This is a genomic window from Flagellimonas oceani (assembly GCF_011068285.1).
Taxonomy (GTDB): domain Bacteria; phylum Bacteroidota; class Bacteroidia; order Flavobacteriales; family Flavobacteriaceae; genus Flagellimonas; species Flagellimonas oceani.
Genome location: NZ_CP049616.1, coordinates 1441669 through 1458439, shown reverse-complemented (window position 1 = coordinate 1458439; position 16771 = coordinate 1441669). Strand labels below are relative to the sequence as shown.

General features: G+C 41.7%; 17 protein-coding genes and 1 tRNA gene. 3 read left to right on the top strand and 15 right to left on the bottom strand.

Annotation, left to right across the window (positions count from 1 at the left end):
- Positions 1 to 103: 103 nt before the first annotated feature.
- The 8 genes from GVT53_RS06795 to GVT53_RS06760 form a co-directional block, all read right to left on the bottom strand.
- Positions 104 to 859, bottom strand: coding sequence for a LytR/AlgR family response regulator transcription factor (locus GVT53_RS06795; RefSeq protein WP_166247931.1), 756 nt, complete (start codon positions 857 to 859; stop codon positions 104 to 106).
- Positions 860 to 891: 32 nt separating this feature from the next.
- Positions 892 to 1800 carry a 1,4-dihydroxy-2-naphthoate octaprenyltransferase gene (menA, locus tag GVT53_RS06790; protein ID WP_166247930.1) on the bottom strand — a complete coding sequence of 303 codons (909 nt, stop codon included), beginning with the start codon at positions 1798 to 1800 and terminating at the stop codon, positions 892 to 894.
- A 2-nt stretch (positions 1801 to 1802) separates the two neighbouring features.
- A complete protein-coding gene (locus GVT53_RS06785) occupies positions 1803 to 2402 on the bottom strand; it encodes an SPOR domain-containing protein (protein ID WP_166247929.1) in 600 nt (199 codons plus the stop codon).
- A gap of 146 nt (positions 2403 to 2548) precedes the next feature.
- Positions 2549 to 3382 (bottom strand): CvfB family protein, encoded by an 834-nt coding sequence (locus GVT53_RS06780; protein ID WP_166247928.1) that lies wholly within the window; start codon positions 3380 to 3382, stop codon positions 2549 to 2551.
- Positions 3383 to 3460: 78 nt separating this feature from the next.
- Positions 3461 to 3802 carry a DUF2853 family protein gene (locus GVT53_RS06775; RefSeq protein WP_166247927.1) on the bottom strand — a complete coding sequence of 114 codons (342 nt, stop codon included), beginning with the start codon at positions 3800 to 3802 and terminating at the stop codon, positions 3461 to 3463.
- A gap of 38 nt (positions 3803 to 3840) precedes the next feature.
- Positions 3841 to 5577, bottom strand: coding sequence for a 2-succinyl-5-enolpyruvyl-6-hydroxy-3-cyclohexene-1-carboxylic-acid synthase (menD, locus tag GVT53_RS06770; protein ID WP_166247926.1), 1737 nt, complete (start codon positions 5575 to 5577; stop codon positions 3841 to 3843).
- Positions 5578 to 5632: 55 nt separating this feature from the next.
- Positions 5633 to 6694 (bottom strand): chorismate-binding protein, encoded by a 1062-nt coding sequence (locus GVT53_RS06765; protein ID WP_240905170.1) that lies wholly within the window; start codon positions 6692 to 6694, stop codon positions 5633 to 5635.
- The gene (locus GVT53_RS06760; RefSeq protein ID WP_166247925.1) at positions 6675 to 7097 is read right to left on the bottom strand and encodes a PaaI family thioesterase; all 423 of its coding nucleotides are present in this window, start codon (positions 7095 to 7097) and stop codon (positions 6675 to 6677) included. Before GVT53_RS06760 ends, GVT53_RS06765 begins: the two co-directional genes overlap by 20 nt.
- 62 nt (positions 7098 to 7159) lie before the next feature.
- Here GVT53_RS06760 and GVT53_RS06755 point away from each other — a divergent pair, with 62 nt between their 5' ends.
- Positions 7160 to 7804 carry an alpha/beta hydrolase gene (locus GVT53_RS06755; RefSeq protein WP_166247924.1) on the top strand — a complete coding sequence of 215 codons (645 nt, stop codon included), beginning with the start codon at positions 7160 to 7162 and terminating at the stop codon, positions 7802 to 7804.
- Between the two features lies 1 nt (position 7805).
- On the opposite strand, the gene GVT53_RS06750 is transcribed toward GVT53_RS06755, so the two are convergent.
- Positions 7806 to 8738, bottom strand: coding sequence for a hypothetical protein (locus GVT53_RS06750; protein ID WP_166247923.1), 933 nt, complete (start codon positions 8736 to 8738; stop codon positions 7806 to 7808).
- Between the two features lie 77 nt (positions 8739 to 8815).
- Entirely contained in the window at positions 8816 to 10072 is a 1257-nt protein-coding gene (locus GVT53_RS06745; RefSeq protein WP_166247922.1) for an NAD(P)/FAD-dependent oxidoreductase, read from the bottom strand.
- 130 nt (positions 10073 to 10202) lie between these two features.
- On the opposite strand from GVT53_RS06745, the gene GVT53_RS06740 reads away from it, so the two are divergent.
- On the top strand, positions 10203 to 11753 hold the full coding sequence (locus tag GVT53_RS06740) for a M28 family peptidase (RefSeq protein ID WP_166247921.1): 1551 nt from the start codon (positions 10203 to 10205) through the stop codon (positions 11751 to 11753).
- A 103-nt stretch (positions 11754 to 11856) separates the two neighbouring features.
- Here GVT53_RS06740 and GVT53_RS06735 read toward each other — a convergent pair.
- A tRNA-His gene (locus GVT53_RS06735) sits at positions 11857 to 11932 on the bottom strand.
- A gap of 262 nt (positions 11933 to 12194) precedes the next feature.
- On the opposite strand from GVT53_RS06735, the gene GVT53_RS06730 reads away from it, so the two are divergent.
- Positions 12195 to 14288 carry a tetratricopeptide repeat-containing sensor histidine kinase gene (locus tag GVT53_RS06730; protein WP_166247920.1) on the top strand — a complete coding sequence of 698 codons (2094 nt, stop codon included), beginning with the start codon at positions 12195 to 12197 and terminating at the stop codon, positions 14286 to 14288.
- Here GVT53_RS06730 and bshB1 read toward each other — a convergent pair.
- The 4 genes from bshB1 to GVT53_RS06710 are packed head-to-tail and all read right to left on the bottom strand — an operon-like array spanning position 14285 to position 16721.
- On the bottom strand, positions 14285 to 15007 hold the full coding sequence (gene bshB1, locus GVT53_RS06725) for a bacillithiol biosynthesis deacetylase BshB1 (protein WP_166247919.1): 723 nt from the start codon (positions 15005 to 15007) through the stop codon (positions 14285 to 14287). The genes GVT53_RS06730 and bshB1 overlap by 4 nt on opposite strands.
- Positions 15008 to 15013: 6 nt before the next feature.
- Positions 15014 to 16183 carry a trans-sulfuration enzyme family protein gene (locus GVT53_RS06720; protein ID WP_166247918.1) on the bottom strand — a complete coding sequence of 390 codons (1170 nt, stop codon included), beginning with the start codon at positions 16181 to 16183 and terminating at the stop codon, positions 15014 to 15016.
- An 18-nt stretch (positions 16184 to 16201) separates the two neighbouring features.
- Complete coding sequence (locus tag GVT53_RS06715; RefSeq protein ID WP_166247917.1) at positions 16202 to 16504, bottom strand: type II toxin-antitoxin system RelE/ParE family toxin; 303 nt, start codon at positions 16502 to 16504, stop codon at positions 16202 to 16204.
- On the bottom strand, positions 16488 to 16721 hold the full coding sequence (locus tag GVT53_RS06710) for a hypothetical protein (RefSeq protein ID WP_166247916.1): 234 nt from the start codon (positions 16719 to 16721) through the stop codon (positions 16488 to 16490). The genes GVT53_RS06715 and GVT53_RS06710 overlap by 17 nt, the downstream gene beginning before the upstream one ends.
- Positions 16722 to 16771 lie beyond the last annotated feature (50 nt).

The window sequence follows — 16771 nt, the reverse complement described above, 5'->3', positions numbered from 1 at the left end:
TAAAAAATTGTGGTCTTTCTCTTTCAAAAGTGTTGTGGGCATAAAAAAAGCGCCCTTGTGGAGCGCTCAAATTTATATTGTGATTCTTATCCGATCGTATAAATCAACTGTTCATCGAAGAAAGGATAAATTCTTTGAAATCCTTGGAAATAGGAATAAGGTTATTGTTGATCATAATATCCTTGGAGTTTATGGCATCTATATGGTCCACGTTCACGATATATGATTTGTGCGCCCTGTAGAACTTGTTCTTGGGCAATTTTTCCAGATAATCCTTGAGCGGTGAACGCACCAAAAACTTTTTATCGGCCGTATTTACTTCCAAATACACATTATCAGCCTTAATAAATTGTATATCAGTAAATTGTATTCTGTAATACAAATGCTGTTTCTTTACAAAAATAGAATCCTTCAGTATGGAATTGGAGGTAATTTCGTCCGCTGCATCATCATCAGCCGCTTTTTGCATCCCTTTTTTTTCGTAATTAAAATTGGAAAGGGCAATCTCTATAGAGGTGTACAGGTCCTGTTGCTCGAAGGGCTTTACCAAGTATCCGTCCGGTTTTACCGTTTTGGCATTTTCTACCGTGGCACGGTCGGAGTTGGATGTTACAAATATGAACGGGATGTTGTACGTATCGCGTATATGCTTTCCTAGATCAATACCAGTTTTGTCCGAGGCCAAAATAATATCTATCAAAACGAGGTCTACATGGTTGTTCTTCAACACATCAACGGCCTGTTCATAAACAATGACATTGTCAACAATCTCATAGCCGATTTCCTCTAACATGGATTGCATGTCATCTGCAATGATGACATTATCCTCTACGATCAAAATTTTTATCGGATGTTCCAAGTTCCTTTACGTTTATTTGGTTGTAATCAAATTTACAAAAAAATATTAACAGAAATTAAGAATAATATCGCCAATAGAAAAGTGCTGAGTGCAACTTTTTTTAATTCCACATCCAAACTCCCGGGATTATGGGTCTGGATCACTTTTCGTAAATGGATCAATAATGGTACGAATGCCAAAAGAAAAAATGATTGTTTCCAGCCAAAATCCTCTACCCATATAAATGCCAAAAAGCAAAAAAACGACGCCAATATCAAAAATGTATGGTACCGTTTCCCTTTATTGAACCCCATCTTCACCACCATGGTTATCTTACCGTGCTTCTTGTCCGATACCACATCCCTCAGATTATTGAGGTTAAGTACGGCAACACATAAAAAACCAATGGCCACGGCGGGCAAAACCGAGCTCCATCCCAACGATTTCGTATATAGGAACATACTCCCAAGAACCCCCAAGAGGCCAAAAAAGAGGAATACGAACAAATCTCCAAGTCCCCTATACCCGTAGGCATTGGCACCGACAGTATACTTTATGGATGCCCAAATACTCAACAATCCCAGCATAAAAAACAATAGGACAAAGGGAAAGTTGTCCATTCCAAAGGCTGAGTAAATCAATGCAAGGGCAATCAACATGCTAACAATAATGGATACAACAATTCCCTTTTTTAGTGCACTTCGGGTAATGGAACCACTTTGAATGGCACGAGCGGGACCGATCCGATCTTCGTTATCGGTTCCCTTTACCCCATCGCCATAATCGTTGGCAAAGTTGGAGGTGACCTGAAAACCTACAGTGGTCAACAAGGCCAAAACAAATATTTTGACATCAAATTCGCCTTCTATAACGGCCAATCCGGTACCAACAATAATTCCGGATAATGATAACGGCAGTGTGCGGAGTCTAGCGGCTTGTATCCAAGCCTTTGTGTTTCCCAAGATTAATACGGATCTTCTATCTTAATTCGTTGACCATCTTTGTAGGATGCCACAAATGCATCCTGAAAGCCCATTTGTACCAGTTGCTGTCTAAATTTTTGAGCTTCTTCCAAGGTTTCAAAATTACCGAGGGAATAGGCGTAAAATGGATTGGTCTTTACAAAAAGTGTGTTGGTCAACGCCTCAGAGGCCAAGGTCACATTGTTTTCCACAAAGGATTTTACCTGTACGGAATAGATTTTTTCCTTGTTCAAAAACTCTTTGGCCAAATAAAATTCCTTCACCAAACTGAGTTCCTGGTTCTGTGATTTTAGATTGTCTATCCGTGCCTTGATTACATCCAAGCTATCCAATGACACCAGAACATTGCTTTGGTTCTCAAAAGATTGTTTGCTGCTAAGCCCGGCAGTAAAGGATGTTATGGCGAGTGTGCCGATCACGAACAAGGCCACAAAACCAAGGAGAATGTTTCGTTGAAGCTTAATTTTACGAAGATCCTTATTTTTAAACTTTATCTGATCGAGCAGTCTCTCGTTGATGATCTGGGCCTTGTCTATATCCTTATGAAGGTCCAACAAATCGCTTTCTTCAATAAAAGGCATATTGTATAGGGAGTTATAATTATGCGCTATGCTAAAAGCATAACAACCAATAAGTTAATCTGAATTGTTACAAAAATAAAATATTTGTCCAAAGAAAAAAACTTTATGGCTCCAAAGCTTGCAATAATCCAATCTCCCGAGATCTTTTATTGTAATAAATGGATACCATCATCCTGAATATTTATTTTACGCTGTCGGTACAAAATCCCCACTCCTTTTTTGAACGCTTTTTTGCTCATGTGCAGGGTATTCATAATGTCATCTGGTGATGATTTATCGTGCAATGGTAAAAATCCTTCGTTTTGTACAAGCTTATCCAAAATCATTTTGGCTGTTGGCTCCAGCACTTTGGCTCCAATGGGCTGCAGTGAAATATCCAATTTTTTATCGTCCCTTACATTCTTTATAAATCCTTTGAGGCTATCCCCTGTGCGCAATGGCTTAAAAATATCGCTGTCAAATATGAGTCCTTTATGTCGTTCGTCCACAATAGCCTCCCAACCCAAAGGTGTTTTACGGTGCACCAAAAGGTCGACTTCATCATTCTGTTCGTATGCTACGTTCTCGTTGGACAAAAATTTATCCACCCTACTGGATCCCGTAAGACGCATACTCTCCTCATCCATATAACAATGAACAATATAACTGTGGCCTTCCTCCATTCGTTGGGACTGTTCCCTAAAGGGTACAAGCAGGTGTTTTTCCAGTCCCCAGTCCATAAAAGCCCCATAAGCGCCCACTTCCACTACTTTTAAATTGGCAAATCCGTTTCGGATAATCTTGGGCCTTAAAGTGGTCGAAATCGGACGTTCCGCATTGTCCAAGTAACAGAACACTTCCATTTCTTGGTCAATTTCAAAATCCTCGGGCACATATTTGTTCGGCAAAAGTATTTCCGTGCCCTCATCATCTCCCAAAAAAAGTCCTATACTGGTGCTCCTGAGCACCTTAAGGGTGTTGTAGTTTCCCAATTCAATCATACGGTAAAGGTAGTTGTAAATTATGGGTATAAAAAAAGCCGCCCTAATTTGGACAGCTTCTTTACACGGGTTGTAATCTTAATTATAAACCGATTCCTTTCCAAAGTGCTTTGTCAACATATAATAAATGACCGCACGATGTTTGTTTTTTTCTGATTTTCCGTAGGCGTCTATTACGCTATTGATGGATTCCATCAAAGCAGGCGTCTCGGCCAAGCCCAATTTTTTGATCAAAAAATTGTTTTTTACCGTTTCCAATTCCTTTTCGTCGGAACCGGAAACCTTGGAAGCATCCAAGTTATAAATGGCAGGCCCCAGACCAATGGCTACTTTAGTCAACAAATCCATATCCGGAGTTTGCCCAAATTTGCTTTTGATGTCGGCTGCGTACTTTTCGATCAATTCGTCTCTTTTGCTCATAATCTGTTAGTGTTCTCGTTTGATTTATAGTTAAGGTTCTAAGATATAAAATCGAAGTACCCAAGCAAAATTTTATTGTTCAAAACCCGTGGTGTGGCGACTTCCATGATTTTTGGTTTTTCCGATTCCGAGTAAAAACTCTCCAATGATGCTTCCATTTCCGCTTCATTTTCTACCACGACATGTTCAAATCCATACATCTCCGCCAAATGCCGTGCAGTTAATTCATGGCTGGTCTCAAAAAAGGTCTCAAATTCTTCGGTATCCTCTTTTCCCGGCAAGATCCTAAAAATACCGCCACCGGAATTGTTGATGAGCACTATCCTGAAATCTGGACGCATATATCTGTTCCACAAAGCATTGCTGTCATAAAAAAAACTCAAATCGCCTGTTAATAAAACTGTGGGCCCCTTACTGTAAATGGAACTGCCCACAGCCGTAGAAGTAGATCCATCGATACCGCTCGTGCCCCTGTTACAAAATACTTTCAAGGATTTATCCATGGCGAAAAGCTGGGCATACCTAACCGTAGAACTATTGGCCAAATGTACCTGATACCCTTTGGGTATGGTTTTTATGATACGATCGAAAGCAGTGAAATCCGAAAAAGGGATTCCCTCCAAATAGGCCATGCGTTTTCTTTCGTAGTTATCTTTTTTCTGCTCCCAAAACGCTTTAAAATCACTCTCGCCCGAACCATTTGTGCCCATCCTTTTAAAAAACTGATTGGGATTGGTCTTGATATGCTTTGTCAAACAATAAAAAGTATCGTTGGCTTTCTTGGTATCAATGTGCCAATGTTGTTTGGGCTTATACTCCCGCAAAAAGGCCTTTATTTTTTTGGAAACGATCAAACCGCCAAAGGTTATCAAAAGTTCAGGTCGCAACTTTTGGAAAAGCTCTTCCTTATTTTCTGATTTTTCAATGGGAGCGATAATACTGTCTATACTCTCAAAAAAATTAGGGTGATGCAGGTTCGATGTGGTCTCGGTAAACAAAACCGTGTTGGGATCGTTGGCCAGCATATCCAACACATCTGCTTCGATGGCATTGGGTTGATTGACGCCGACCAAAACCATTTTTCGAGAACTCTCCTTCCATATTTTTGCCAATCCTTCCCAATCTTCTTCAAGATCAGCCTTACTATTTGGTGTTTCAAAATCTTGAATTTTAACCGTAGGCTCCTCTACCCTTCCATACAAAGGTTCTTCAAAGGGAATATTGATATGTACCGGATATTTTTCATCAAAAGCTACCGAAAGTGCCTTGGCGATTTCCTTTTCATTATAGGCTTGAATTTCATTCTGACTGGACTCCAGCAACGTTTTTCCATATTTTGAAATGGTCTGCGCGGCATGGGAAACGTCCTGCTTCAAATTGGCGGAATAACCAATGTGTTTTTCCAGTACATTCTCCTGTCTAATGGTTTGTCCGTCCCCAATATCTATCCGGTAACCGGGTCTGTCCGCAGATACCACGATCAATGGAATATCGCTATAATAGGCCTCTGCCACTGCGGGATAAAAATTGAGCAAGGCACTGCCCGAAGAACAAAGTACGGCAACGGGTTCCTGTAAATGCTGCGCCATACCCATGGCAAAAAAAGCGGCACATCGCTCATCTACAATACTAAAACAGTTGAAAAACGGATTTTTTGTAAAACTTATGGTCAATGGGGCATTTCTGGACCCCGGAGAGATCACTATATTTTTGACACCCCTAGATTTAAAGTACAAAACCAAGGTCTGTGCAGTGGGTATATCTGAGTACATCATGGACTACAAAAATACATTATCTGGATGGTAAACCGTGCCTTTGCGAAACATCAATTCACAAGATTCCCAACATGGTCCTACTTTTGTTTTGAGTCTCAATCCATTCGCTTTCCGGGTCGGATGCCTCGGTAATTCCCCCTCCCACAAAAATTGAGGCGGTACCATCGTCAAGTTCCATACAGCGTAGATTTACGAAGAGCGACAACTCTCCTTGAGCCTGTAAATTCAACTCGCCCAAAAAACCTGTGTAAAAAGTTCTGCTATAATTTTCATTGGCCTGAATAAACTCATGTGCCTCCGTTGTAGGGATACCGCATACGGCAGGAGTCGGGTGCAGCGCACGGATAACCTGCTCGATCTTTAGGTCGGGAAGCATATCGCCACGGACCTCAGAGCGCAAGTGCCACAGGTTTCCGGCCCGAACGGATTCCGCTTCGTCTATTTCCAAGCGTTCCATGGTGTGTGCCAATTTATCCCCAATATATTCGGATACCATTTGTTGCTCCTCGATTTCTTTGTTGCCCCAGTTTGGCTTTTCATTCTCGATATAAGGCAAAGTTGCCGCCAAGGACATGGTCACCAATTTCTTGTTCGTTACTTTGACCAAGGTTTCAGGGGTTGCGCCGCACCATGTCCCTACTTTGGGATGATGAAAAAGATACCCAAATGCATTTGGATAGGTATTTAAAAGGGTCTTGAATATTTTGATGGGCGACTTTGCATTGGGCACTTGTATTTTTCTGGAGAGCACCACTTTTTGAAGTCTTCCCTTTTCGATTTCTTTGATACCCTTTTTTATCAAATCGATATGCTCGTTTTTGCCCGATTCATCCAAAGAAATAGTTTGTTCCGATCTGGGAGCCGTGGCATTGAACTCCCCTTTGTAAAGCTCATCGGGGTGAATGAGAACGACATCGCTTTTGGCATCGAACGGAGCAAAAACAAATCCTTTTTCTGTGAAATCCATGGAATAGTGCAGCTTTGCATCTGCTTGGAAAACCCCAAAAATTTCATTCTGGTTAGGTTTTCTGTACAACGCAAAAGGCCGGGCTTCTTCGAAACTGGCCTCCACCCTATCCAAAATCTCCTGTAGATTTTTAGTTTCTGGGTAGCGCAATGGTCGTCAGTTTACAGTTGGAGATCAAACGATCCTCCTCATCGGTGATTCGTATCTCCCATAATTGGGTGGTTCTGCCTTTGTGCAAAATGGATGCTTTCGCATACACAAAACCTTCTTTTATGGAACGCACATGGTTGGCAGCAATTTCGATACCACGCACAGAAAAATTCTGTCTGTCCAAGAAAATATAGGATGCCGCACTCCCCACACTTTCGGCAAGTGCAACAGATGCCCCGCCATGCAGAACGCCGTCGGGCTGGTGAACTTTTGGCGTAACGGGCATTTTGGCCAAGAGAAAATTTTCGCCGACATCAATATAGGTTATGTCCAATGTCTCCATCAATGTGCCCTTACAAATTTCATTGCAAACGGACAGAATCTTCTCTTTATGCTCGTTCATCCTTTTACTTTTTTGTAAAATTACGGAAAGCTTTGCCAATATCTAAATCAGCATTTTTAAACATGTCCAACATAGAAAAGACCGTTACCTATTCCACTGAAAATACATACTTGACGCAGAACGAATTAACGGCAAAAACCAAGAAGGTTTGGTTGGTCTTCCATGGAATCGGGTATTTGAGCCGCTATTTTGTGAAGTATTTTGATGGTCTCGATCCCGAAGAAAACTACATTATCGTTCCCCAGGCCCCGTCCAAATATTACTTAAAGAACGAATACAAATATGTTGGGGCCAGTTGGCTGACCAAGGAAAATACGGCAACCGAAATCAAAAATGTAATCAACTATGTTGATGCCGTACTTGAAGCTGAAAACCTCCCTAAAAATGTGGACCTTATTTTATTTGGGTTTTCGCAGGGTGTTTCGGTGGCCACAAGATGGTTGGCCCATCAAAAAATATCGTGCCGACAAATTGTTCTTTATGCTGGCGGTATTCCCAAGGAGTTGACAAAAAAAGACTTTTCTTTTTTGGAATATGGTTCAACAAAAATAACCGTGGTTTATGGCAACAAAGATGAATTCATAACACCCGAAAAACTCGAAAAAGAAAAAATAAAGATAGACGACCTGTTTCAAGGACATGCCGAGATTAAAATGTTTGATGGCGGTCACGAGGTAAAAACCGAACTCATAGAAAATCTGCTGTAAACTATTTTTTATTGGGATTCTTCTCTGTCTTTTCCTCTTCCTTGTAATATTCTATCGCCCTTGTCGTATATGTGTTCGCAGGGGTAACTATTTGCTTTACCCAGTTGCTGGGCGTGTGGTTGTCGAACTGAAAAATATACTTGTCCGTGGATTCAGTGTTCACGGTTTTCTTTACAACTTTGCTCAACTTGCCATCGTTGTAATGATAAAAGCGTTTTTTCTGGGACACAAACTCCTTCTCGGCGACATCGTATAAAAACTCTTCGCTGGTCACCAATTTTCCGTTGCCATTAAAAACTTCTTCCAGGGCGGTGTTGGGCTCACCGTCAATGTACTCTTTGGTGAGGACAACCTCTTGGGTGCCATTCGGTCCTTTTTTGGTCGATGTCCTTACCGCTTTTTGTAAAACGCCATTGGTAAAGGTGCTTACCGTTTCTTCGTTTTTTACTTGTGAATATTGAAAAGTTGTTTCGTCCACCCCTTCACCGTTGGAAGATATGATACGGACCAATTTCCCATCATCGTCGTAATGATATTGTTGTTGTTCCAAGAACTGTTTGTCGTAAGAGATGATTTTTTCGATAATCTTTCTATTGGGAACGGTATCTATTTCATAAAAATTGGCCATGGAAGTAGATTCGTCCAAAACATTTCCCTTGTAGCTTTCCATTCGTTTCTCCACCAATTCGCCATTATTATATTTATAATAGGTAATGTCCTGATCGGTATCGTTATACTGGGTGATGGTCTTTTTCAGAACACCCTCTTTGTTGAACTCGAACAGTTCCTTGCCGTAATCCGTGGTCACCAAGCATGATTTTACAGGGCCCTTAAGGTCGAAATCCGCTACCTTAAAAATCTGTATCTCTTGGGACCAAAGTCCAGCAACAAATAAAAATGAAAAAAATAAAAAGGAGGTGTAGTGTTTTTTCATGCTGTAAAATTAATCGTAAAAAACTCAACTGAAAAATATCAACCGCACATATCCTGCCACAAACAACAAGAAATCACTTAAAATTTACGTTGTGGATCAAATGGGGAAATATCCATGGAGGGTTTGGTTCCCGTAATAATTTCGGTCACTAATTTCCCTGTTGCCGGCCCCATGCTCCATCCCATCATGGCATGTCCGGTGGCGATGGTTAAATTCTTATGGTTTTTTACCTTTCCTATGTAGGGAAGCCCGTCAGGAGATACGGGACGAAGACCGCACATGGCATTCTTCTTAGCTTCTTCGGGAATACGAAGCCCTTTGTAGTACGATTCGGCCCCCTTGGCTATCGCCTCTACCCTTTCCTTGCGAATGGTATGGTTGATCCCGGAAAATTCCATGGTGCCGGCAAAGCGCGTGAATCCCTCCATGGGGGTAATGGCAATCTTTTTCTCCATTAATATCGTAGGCATGGTTATATGGGTGGGCTCCGCAACATCCATACGATACCCTTTACCTGCCTGCAATGGCAAATTTAAATTGATTTTTTTGGATAGTTCCGAGGTCCAAGATCCTGCGGCAAAAACCACTTCGTCCGATTTGTAAGATGCGTTTGCTGTTTTTACCTCGGTTATTTTTCCGTTGGATAAGGATATATCTACAACCGCTTCATTTTTATGAATATCAACCCCTGTCTTTTCCAAATGCTGCACCATTCTTTTCATGATCAACGGTGGTGTGGTATGCCGATCACACTCCCAAAGTATGGCCCCTTCTGCATTAATATCTACATTGGGCTCTATTTTTCTCAATTCCTCTTTTGATAGGTGCTTGCCCACCAAACCCATTTTGGCGGCTTTTTCAACAACTTCCATCTCATGGTCGCGGGCTTTTTCGGTCCGGTACACCATCATTAAACCTTGTTGGCCTATCTGAAAATCTCCCAAGTCGCCCGAAGCCTGTATTGCTTCATATAGTTCCCGACTCAATAGGTTGATATCACCAATAATGGACATGGAGCGGTCCACTTTGGACTGCGTCGATGATTTTTTAAAATACCATGCCCATCGAATAAAATCGGGGTCCAATCTGGGTTTCATATAAAATGGACTGGAGGAATTGAACATATATTTTAACCCCTGTGTGATCATACCTGGTGAGGCCAAGGAAACAATATGGCTCGGGGTAAGATAACCTGCGTTTACAAATGAGGCTCCCGATGTTATGTCCGACTTGTCCAATACGGTGACCCGGTGCCCTTCTTTCTGTAAAAAGTAGGCCGTGGACAATCCCACAATTCCACCACCGACCACAACTACGCTTTTCTTCTCGCCCATAACCACAATTTTGAGGTATTTTAAAATAGATGGGCAAGTTAAATAAAGGCTCCGAGATTGTAAATTCGACAATAAAATTTCTTTCGTAAACTTTTGACTACTTTTGGAAGATTTTGAAAACTAACTACGAATGAAAAAAATATCCTTTTTGATGCTGGGGCTGGCCCTTGCATGCAATTCCTCCCAAAAAACAGTTTCCGATACTCCAAAACCAGCTGTTGATCCCGTTCCCTATGCGGAAACGATTACAGAAGAAGACTTAAAAGAACATTTGTTCACCTATGCTTCCGACGAATTCGAAGGAAGGGAGACCGGTACCCCCGGACAAAAAAAGGCAGTGGAATATATTAAGGCCCACTATCAATCTTTAAATGTTCCCCCGGCACAGGCCAATGGCAACTATTTTCAAAAAGTTCCCTTGGAAGTCTCCAATGTACCCACTGGGGACCTTTCCATTAATGGTACAACGTTTGAACTGGGAACGGATATCGTCACCTTTTCCACAGCCCAAGGAATTTACGATCAAATTGTTTACGCCGGTTATGGTATTGAGGAAGGCGATTATTCCGATTACAACAGTATTGATGTTTCTGGCAAATTGGTGCTCATTAAAGCAGGGGAACCAAAAAAAGCCAACGGGAACTATCTGCTGACAGGCACTTCCGAAAAATCCGTTTGGAGCAACATGTCCGAGGCCATGGGCAAAAAAGCTGCCCTTGCCATGGAAAAAGGGGCCAAGGGCATTTTATATTTTGATGCCCAGAATTTTCCGAGATATAGAGGGTACTTTCAATTTATGCAAGCCAACAATAGTGGGCGGATGCAACTTGCTGGAGATAATGGAGATGAACTTCTTGTGATTTTGGATGAAAAAGCAGCCACTGCCATTAAAAATGATCTTGGGGAAGACGATGTTCCAAAAAATCTGCAAGTGACCATAGAACTTAAAATTACCAGCGGCAACGATAAAATTGATTCCGAAAATGTCGTCGCCTTTATAAAGGGCACCGATAAACCTGATGAGTATGTGGTAATTTCTTCGCACCTTGACCATATTGGTGTTACCGCGGACGGGCAAATTAACAATGGGGCCGATGATGATGGTTCTGGAACGGTGGCACTTTTGGAAATTGCCCAAGCCTTTAAAAAGGCCGCAGACGAGGGGAACGGTCCCAAACGCTCTTTGGTATTTTTGCACGTTACGGGAGAAGAAAAGGGACTCTTGGGCTCGAGATATTATACCGATGTCGACCCTGTTTTTCCCTTGGAAAACACCGTGGCCGACCTTAATATTGATATGATTGGACGCATTGACCCGAATTACAGCGGTGCCCGAAACTATTTATATCTTATCGGTTCTGATAAACTGAGTACGGAGTTGCACAATCTTTCCGAAGAGGTAAACAAAAAGTACACCAATATTGAGTTCGATTATACCTATAATGACGAGAACGACCCTAACCGTTTTTACTATCGGAGCGATCACTACAATTTTGCAAAGAACAATATTCCTATCATATTCTATTTTAACGGTACACACGCAGACTATCACAGACCAAGCGACACTCCTGATAAAATAAATTATGATCTTTTGGAAAACCGTACCCGCTTAATTTTTTATACGGCCTGGGAAATTGCCAACAGAGCGGAAAGATTGGTCGTGGATAAGGCCACGGATTAAAAAACTAGAATCTCACTAAGAACAAGGCCCTCGAAAGAGGGCTTTTTTGTTTTTAAAACAAAAAAATCCCAAGCCGATCGGCTTGGGATTTTTACAAACTCAAGGGTGGAAGACCGGGTTCGAACCGGCGACCTCTGGAACCACAATCCAGCGCTCTAACCAACTGAGCTACAACCACCATTTAAAGCGGATGCAAAAATACTTTTTTGTAATGATTCGACCAAAATATTTTTTAAAATCTATTGATTTATTCTTGACGCACTTCTGGTACTCCAATTTTAACATATTGATTATCTGGGCATCAATATTTAATATGGAATGTATAATTTATCGGTAAAATGCACGTTTTTAAGACAAAACACACATTTTTGGACGTTTCACAACAATTAGTTTCCAAAACCGTGTTACAAAATTAGTTTTGCAAGAAATATATTTAGCTGGGTGTTGTCAGAAAAAAACCTCGTAATCAACTACAAAACCTCACTATTCCCAATAGTGGTATGCGCCCTATTGCTCTTCTCCACATCTTCAATTTCGGCCCAGTCATCCAACGAAAGGGATAGCTTGGCACACAAACTGCAACGGCTTAAATCAACCAACAAGTTCAATCCCAAAGATACCACCCACATCAAATTATTGGTGGATCTGGCTTTTTCCTATCAGTATTTGGATAGCGATAGCTTGTACTCAGTAGCCAACAGGGCTTTGCAGTACAGTAAAAAAATTGATTATTACCATGGTGTTGTTCGGAGTTTCAATGCATTGGGAAACTATCATTACAACAAAGGAAATCGAGAAAAGGCCATGCCCATGTTCAAGGAGGCGTTGGAATTGGCCACCGAGGTGGACGATGTAGATTCCGAATTGGCCATTTTAAACACCTTGGCCCAAAACTATAGTTTTGAGGGCAACTATGCCGAAGCATTGAACCTAAACCTTAGGGGGATTGATCTGGCCAGGGAAATCAATGATCAAAAAACACTTTCCGTACTCAATGAAAATATTGCTGGGCTTTATGCCGACCAAAAGGATTTTAAGAATGCATTGATGTTCTACGACACGGTACAAAAATTCAATAGAAATCTGGGCAACGAGACAGTGGATGCGGAAACGCAGAGCAACATGGCATCGCTTTATAAAGATGCAAAGGATTACAAAAATGCAATGTTCAATATCAATAGGAGCATCAATATATTCGAAAAGCACAAAATTTACGATTGGCTGGCCTACGCCTATCAGGTAAAGGGAGATATTTATTTGGATCAGGAAAAGTACAAATGGGCCCTATATTGGTATGACCAGAGCGATATGCTGTTTAAACACCAAATTGAAGATGACCGTATCCAGATTCAATTGATGAACGGTATGGCCAAAGTATATTTTGGCTTGGAAAACGACAGTCTTTCGCTCGTTTATGCAAAAAAAGGGCTTGCACTCTCCAAAAAAATCAAATCCCTACAAGGCCAAATCGATTGTTCCGAAACCTTGTACAAGGTCCACAAAAAAAAGGGCGACAATCCCGAGGCACTGGCCTATCTTGAGACTTTTAAATCTTTGTCCGATTCCCTGTTCATGGACAAGAACAAGCAAAGCCTATCCTTATTGGAGACCAAATTGGGATACGAACAAGAGAAAAAAGAATTGATCGAGGCCAACGAGGAAGCCCTTGCCAAACAGCGGAACTACATTTATTTCTCCGTAATTATCCTTTTGATTTTGAGCATCATCACTTTTGTGATCCGTAGGAGTGAAAATATCCAGAAAAAACTGAACAAGGAGCTCAAGGACAAATCCCAGGCCGTGATCCAGCGCGAAGCACAATTGCACGAAATCAATAAAACAAACACCAAGCTCTTTTCCATCATTGGCCACGATCTACGCGGGCCCATCGGTGGGTTGCAGGGCATCTTAAAAATGTTCACCGAAGGCGATATCTCCACGAAGGAACTGGTTTCCTTTATCCCAAAACTTAAAACGGACGTGGACAATATTTCCTTTACATTGAACAATTTGCTTTCGTGGGGACTTAACCAGCTCAATGGTGTAGTTACCAAACCCAAGCGGGTATCCCTTTCTTACTTGGTGAACAACAACACAAAATTGCTGTCGGAAATTGCGCAGAGCAAATCCATCAAAATTATAAATCAACTGCCCGAAAATCCACGTATTTGGGCCGATAACAACCAAATTGACATTGTTATCCGAAATATTCTGAGCAATGCCATAAAATTTACGCCCGAAAATGGACTGATCACCATTGAAGCCGAGGAGAAAGGCGATATGTGGCAAATTTCCATTAGGGACACCGGTGTTGGCATGACGGCCGAAATGCAGCGATCTATTTTCAAGGATTCCTCCAACATTACCACCTATGGAACCAATAACGAAAAAGGTACGGGTCTGGGGCTATCCCTATGCAAGGAGATGGTGCAAAAAAACAATGGTGAAATTTGGGTGGAGAGCGTTCCACGCAAGGGAACAACTTTTTATTTTACGGTTCCCAAGGCCCAAAACAGGTACCAAAAAGCTTCCTAAATCAAGTCGTAAAGGCTATCCACGCCCACAAAGCGTTCCACGGTAAAGCCTTCGGCATATTCCACACCTATGATCCTTCCCAAATCCCTAGCACGATAATTTACACTATCGGTAAAGTTTTTACTGCTGATAGGGGTCTCGGGTTCGTCACTATTGGGATCATAGAACTGGGAACCATAGGCCATAATGGCCTCGGTTTTCTTCTCAATAAATCCCGAAACATCCACCACAAAATCAGGTTCCAAGTTTTTCCATTGGATAAAATGATAGACCAATTTTGGTCTCCAGGCCTCTTGCCATGCATCATCATCTTCTATTTTGGTATCGATTTTCATCAAACCGCTCAAAAAGCATGCATCGCTCACCAATTTGCTCCCTTTCGCATGATCTATATGACGGTCTTCGACTGCATTGCAAAGCACGATCTCAGGTCTGTATTTTCTAATTACCTTGATGAGTTCCAACTGATGTTCCTTGTCGTTCACAAAAAAACCGTCGGCAAATTCCATGTTTTCACGAACGGCCACCCCCAAAATTTCGGCAGCCTTGGCCGCTTCCCTGTCCCTGATTTCCGCAGAGCCTCGGGTTCCTAGCTCACCACGGGTCAAATCCACTATGCCCACCTTTTTTCCTTTGGAAACTTCTTTTGCAATGGTGGCGCCTGCACCCAATTCGGCATCATCAGGATGCGCTCCGAATACTAAAATGTCTAATTTCATAAATTCTTAAGCCGTAACGGTCATGGATTTTACCTTGGCGATCGCCTGTTCTATATCCGCTATTAAATCTTCCGTTTCCTCTATTCCAAGCGAAAAACGAATCAATGAATCCTTTATCCCCTGTTTGGCCCTATCCTCCGAGCTCATCAATGCATGGGAGGTTTGTGTGGGCGAAAGCATGGTACTTTCAATTCCCGCCAGACTCATGGAAGGTTTTATCAACTTTAATTCCTTGAAAAACTGCGAAGCATCTATTTCCGGGTTCAGTTCAAAAGAGAGCATTCCCCCATAACCCTTCATTTGTGATTTGGCCAATTCGTGCCCAGGATGATGTTTTAGGCCCGGGTAATACACATTGTCCACATCATTGTTCCGGTAAAGGTATTCGGCCATTTTCATGGCATTTTCATTTTGGGCCTTTACACGGATGGCCATGGTTTTTAAACTACGTTCCAACAGCCATACGGTATAATCGCTCAAACTGCCTCCAAAACAAATTGCGGTTTGCCAAACCTTGTCCATATGCTCCTGCGATGCAGCAACAACGCCTGCACAAATATCGGAGTGTCCCCCCATATATTTTGTGGCACTGTGCACCACAACATCGATTCCAAAATCAACCGGGTTTTGGTTGATGGGACTGGCAAAAGTATTGTCGATCATGGACAAAATTCCTTTCTTTTTTGCCAAATCCGCTACCCCTTTCACATCAGTAATGGTCAATAAAGGGTTTGATGGGGTCTCCAAATACAGTACTTTGGTGTTGGGTTTGATTTCTTTCTCAAAGTCTTCCACCTCCCAACCTGTGGTAAATGAGTATTCAATGCCAAATCGCTCGAATTGACTTACCGCAAAATGATAGGTGCCACCATAAGTGGTCTGCTGCAGCACCACATGGTCGCCTGCCTGCAAGAAAGCCATCAACGCCGTACTGATAGCGGCCATACCACTGCCAAAAATCAAAGCGGCCTCGGTATGCTCCAAGGCCGCCAGTTTTTTGCACAATGCCTCTTGATTGGGCGTGTTGTAATACCTTGGATATCTTTTGATGTCCACATCCTCAAATTGGTAGGATGTGCTCATGTACAATGGGGAAACGGCCCCTTTGAATTGCTTGTCCTCCACTTCCCCAACGTGGGTACAGATGGTATTGAGTCCTTTTTTATCGTTGCTCATTTTGAGTAGTTCTTTTTATTAAACTTTGAGTTTGTCCGGGCTCTGTCTATTGGAAAATAGCGAAAGTATCTCTACCGAATTGGAATTGATCCTGTAATAAAGATTAGTGTATTTGGCAATGACAGCCCTTCGAATGTTGTCTTTCTTTTCTGATGACTGAAAAAATTCAGGATTCTTGGAAATCAGTTCAATGGTATGGTCAAGTTCTTGAGCATAATTTCCCAATTCCTTTTCCGTCCAATTTTCCTGCAAATATTCGATGATTCCTTTCAATTCAACAATTGCATTGTGGGTCCACAGAATTTTATAACCACTTGTCATATAGTTTTCTCACATTGGAATGCGAATCCATATTTCCGGAAGCAGCATCCTTCAAACCATTTTCAATTGATTTTTTTTCCTCTTTGGAAATTTCTTCCCACCAATCTACTTTCTCATTTTCCCGAAGCTTCATTATTTTCTCAATAATGGATTCATCGTTCAAGGTAGAAAGCCATTGAATCAATTCAATCTTTTTATTTTGAATGTTTATGTCCATGGATTTCAATTTACGATTTTGAAACGGATTATTTCAAAGATACGAAACCC

Coding starts and splice junctions, on each gene's coding strand:
- GVT53_RS06715 (WP_166247917.1), bottom strand. CDS start 16,504: ATGACAAGTGGTTATAAAATTCTGTGGACCCACAATGCAATTGTTGAA.
- bshB1 (WP_166247919.1), bottom strand. CDS start 15,007: ATGAAATTAGACATTTTAGTATTCGGAGCGCATCCTGATGATGCCGAA.
- menD (WP_166247926.1), bottom strand. CDS start 5,577: ATGATGTACTCAGATATACCCACTGCACAGACCTTGGTTTTGTACTTT.
- GVT53_RS06720 (WP_166247918.1), bottom strand. CDS start 16,183: ATGAGCAACGATAAAAAAGGACTCAATACCATCTGTACCCACGTTGGG.
- GVT53_RS06750 (WP_166247923.1), bottom strand. CDS start 8,738: ATGAAAAAACACTACACCTCCTTTTTATTTTTTTCATTTTTATTTGTT.
- GVT53_RS06785 (WP_166247929.1), bottom strand. CDS start 2,402: ATGCCTTTTATTGAAGAAAGCGATTTGTTGGACCTTCATAAGGATATA.
- GVT53_RS06755 (WP_166247924.1), top strand. CDS start 7,160: ATGTCCAACATAGAAAAGACCGTTACCTATTCCACTGAAAATACATAC.
- GVT53_RS06780 (WP_166247928.1), bottom strand. CDS start 3,382: ATGATTGAATTGGGAAACTACAACACCCTTAAGGTGCTCAGGAGCACC.
- GVT53_RS06740 (WP_166247921.1), top strand. CDS start 10,203: ATGAAAAAAATATCCTTTTTGATGCTGGGGCTGGCCCTTGCATGCAAT.
- GVT53_RS06775 (WP_166247927.1), bottom strand. CDS start 3,802: ATGAGCAAAAGAGACGAATTGATCGAAAAGTACGCAGCCGACATCAAA.
- GVT53_RS06710 (WP_166247916.1), bottom strand. CDS start 16,721: ATGGACATAAACATTCAAAATAAAAAGATTGAATTGATTCAATGGCTT.
- GVT53_RS06745 (WP_166247922.1), bottom strand. CDS start 10,072: ATGGGCGAGAAGAAAAGCGTAGTTGTGGTCGGTGGTGGAATTGTGGGA.
- GVT53_RS06760 (WP_166247925.1), bottom strand. CDS start 7,097: ATGAACGAGCATAAAGAGAAGATTCTGTCCGTTTGCAATGAAATTTGT.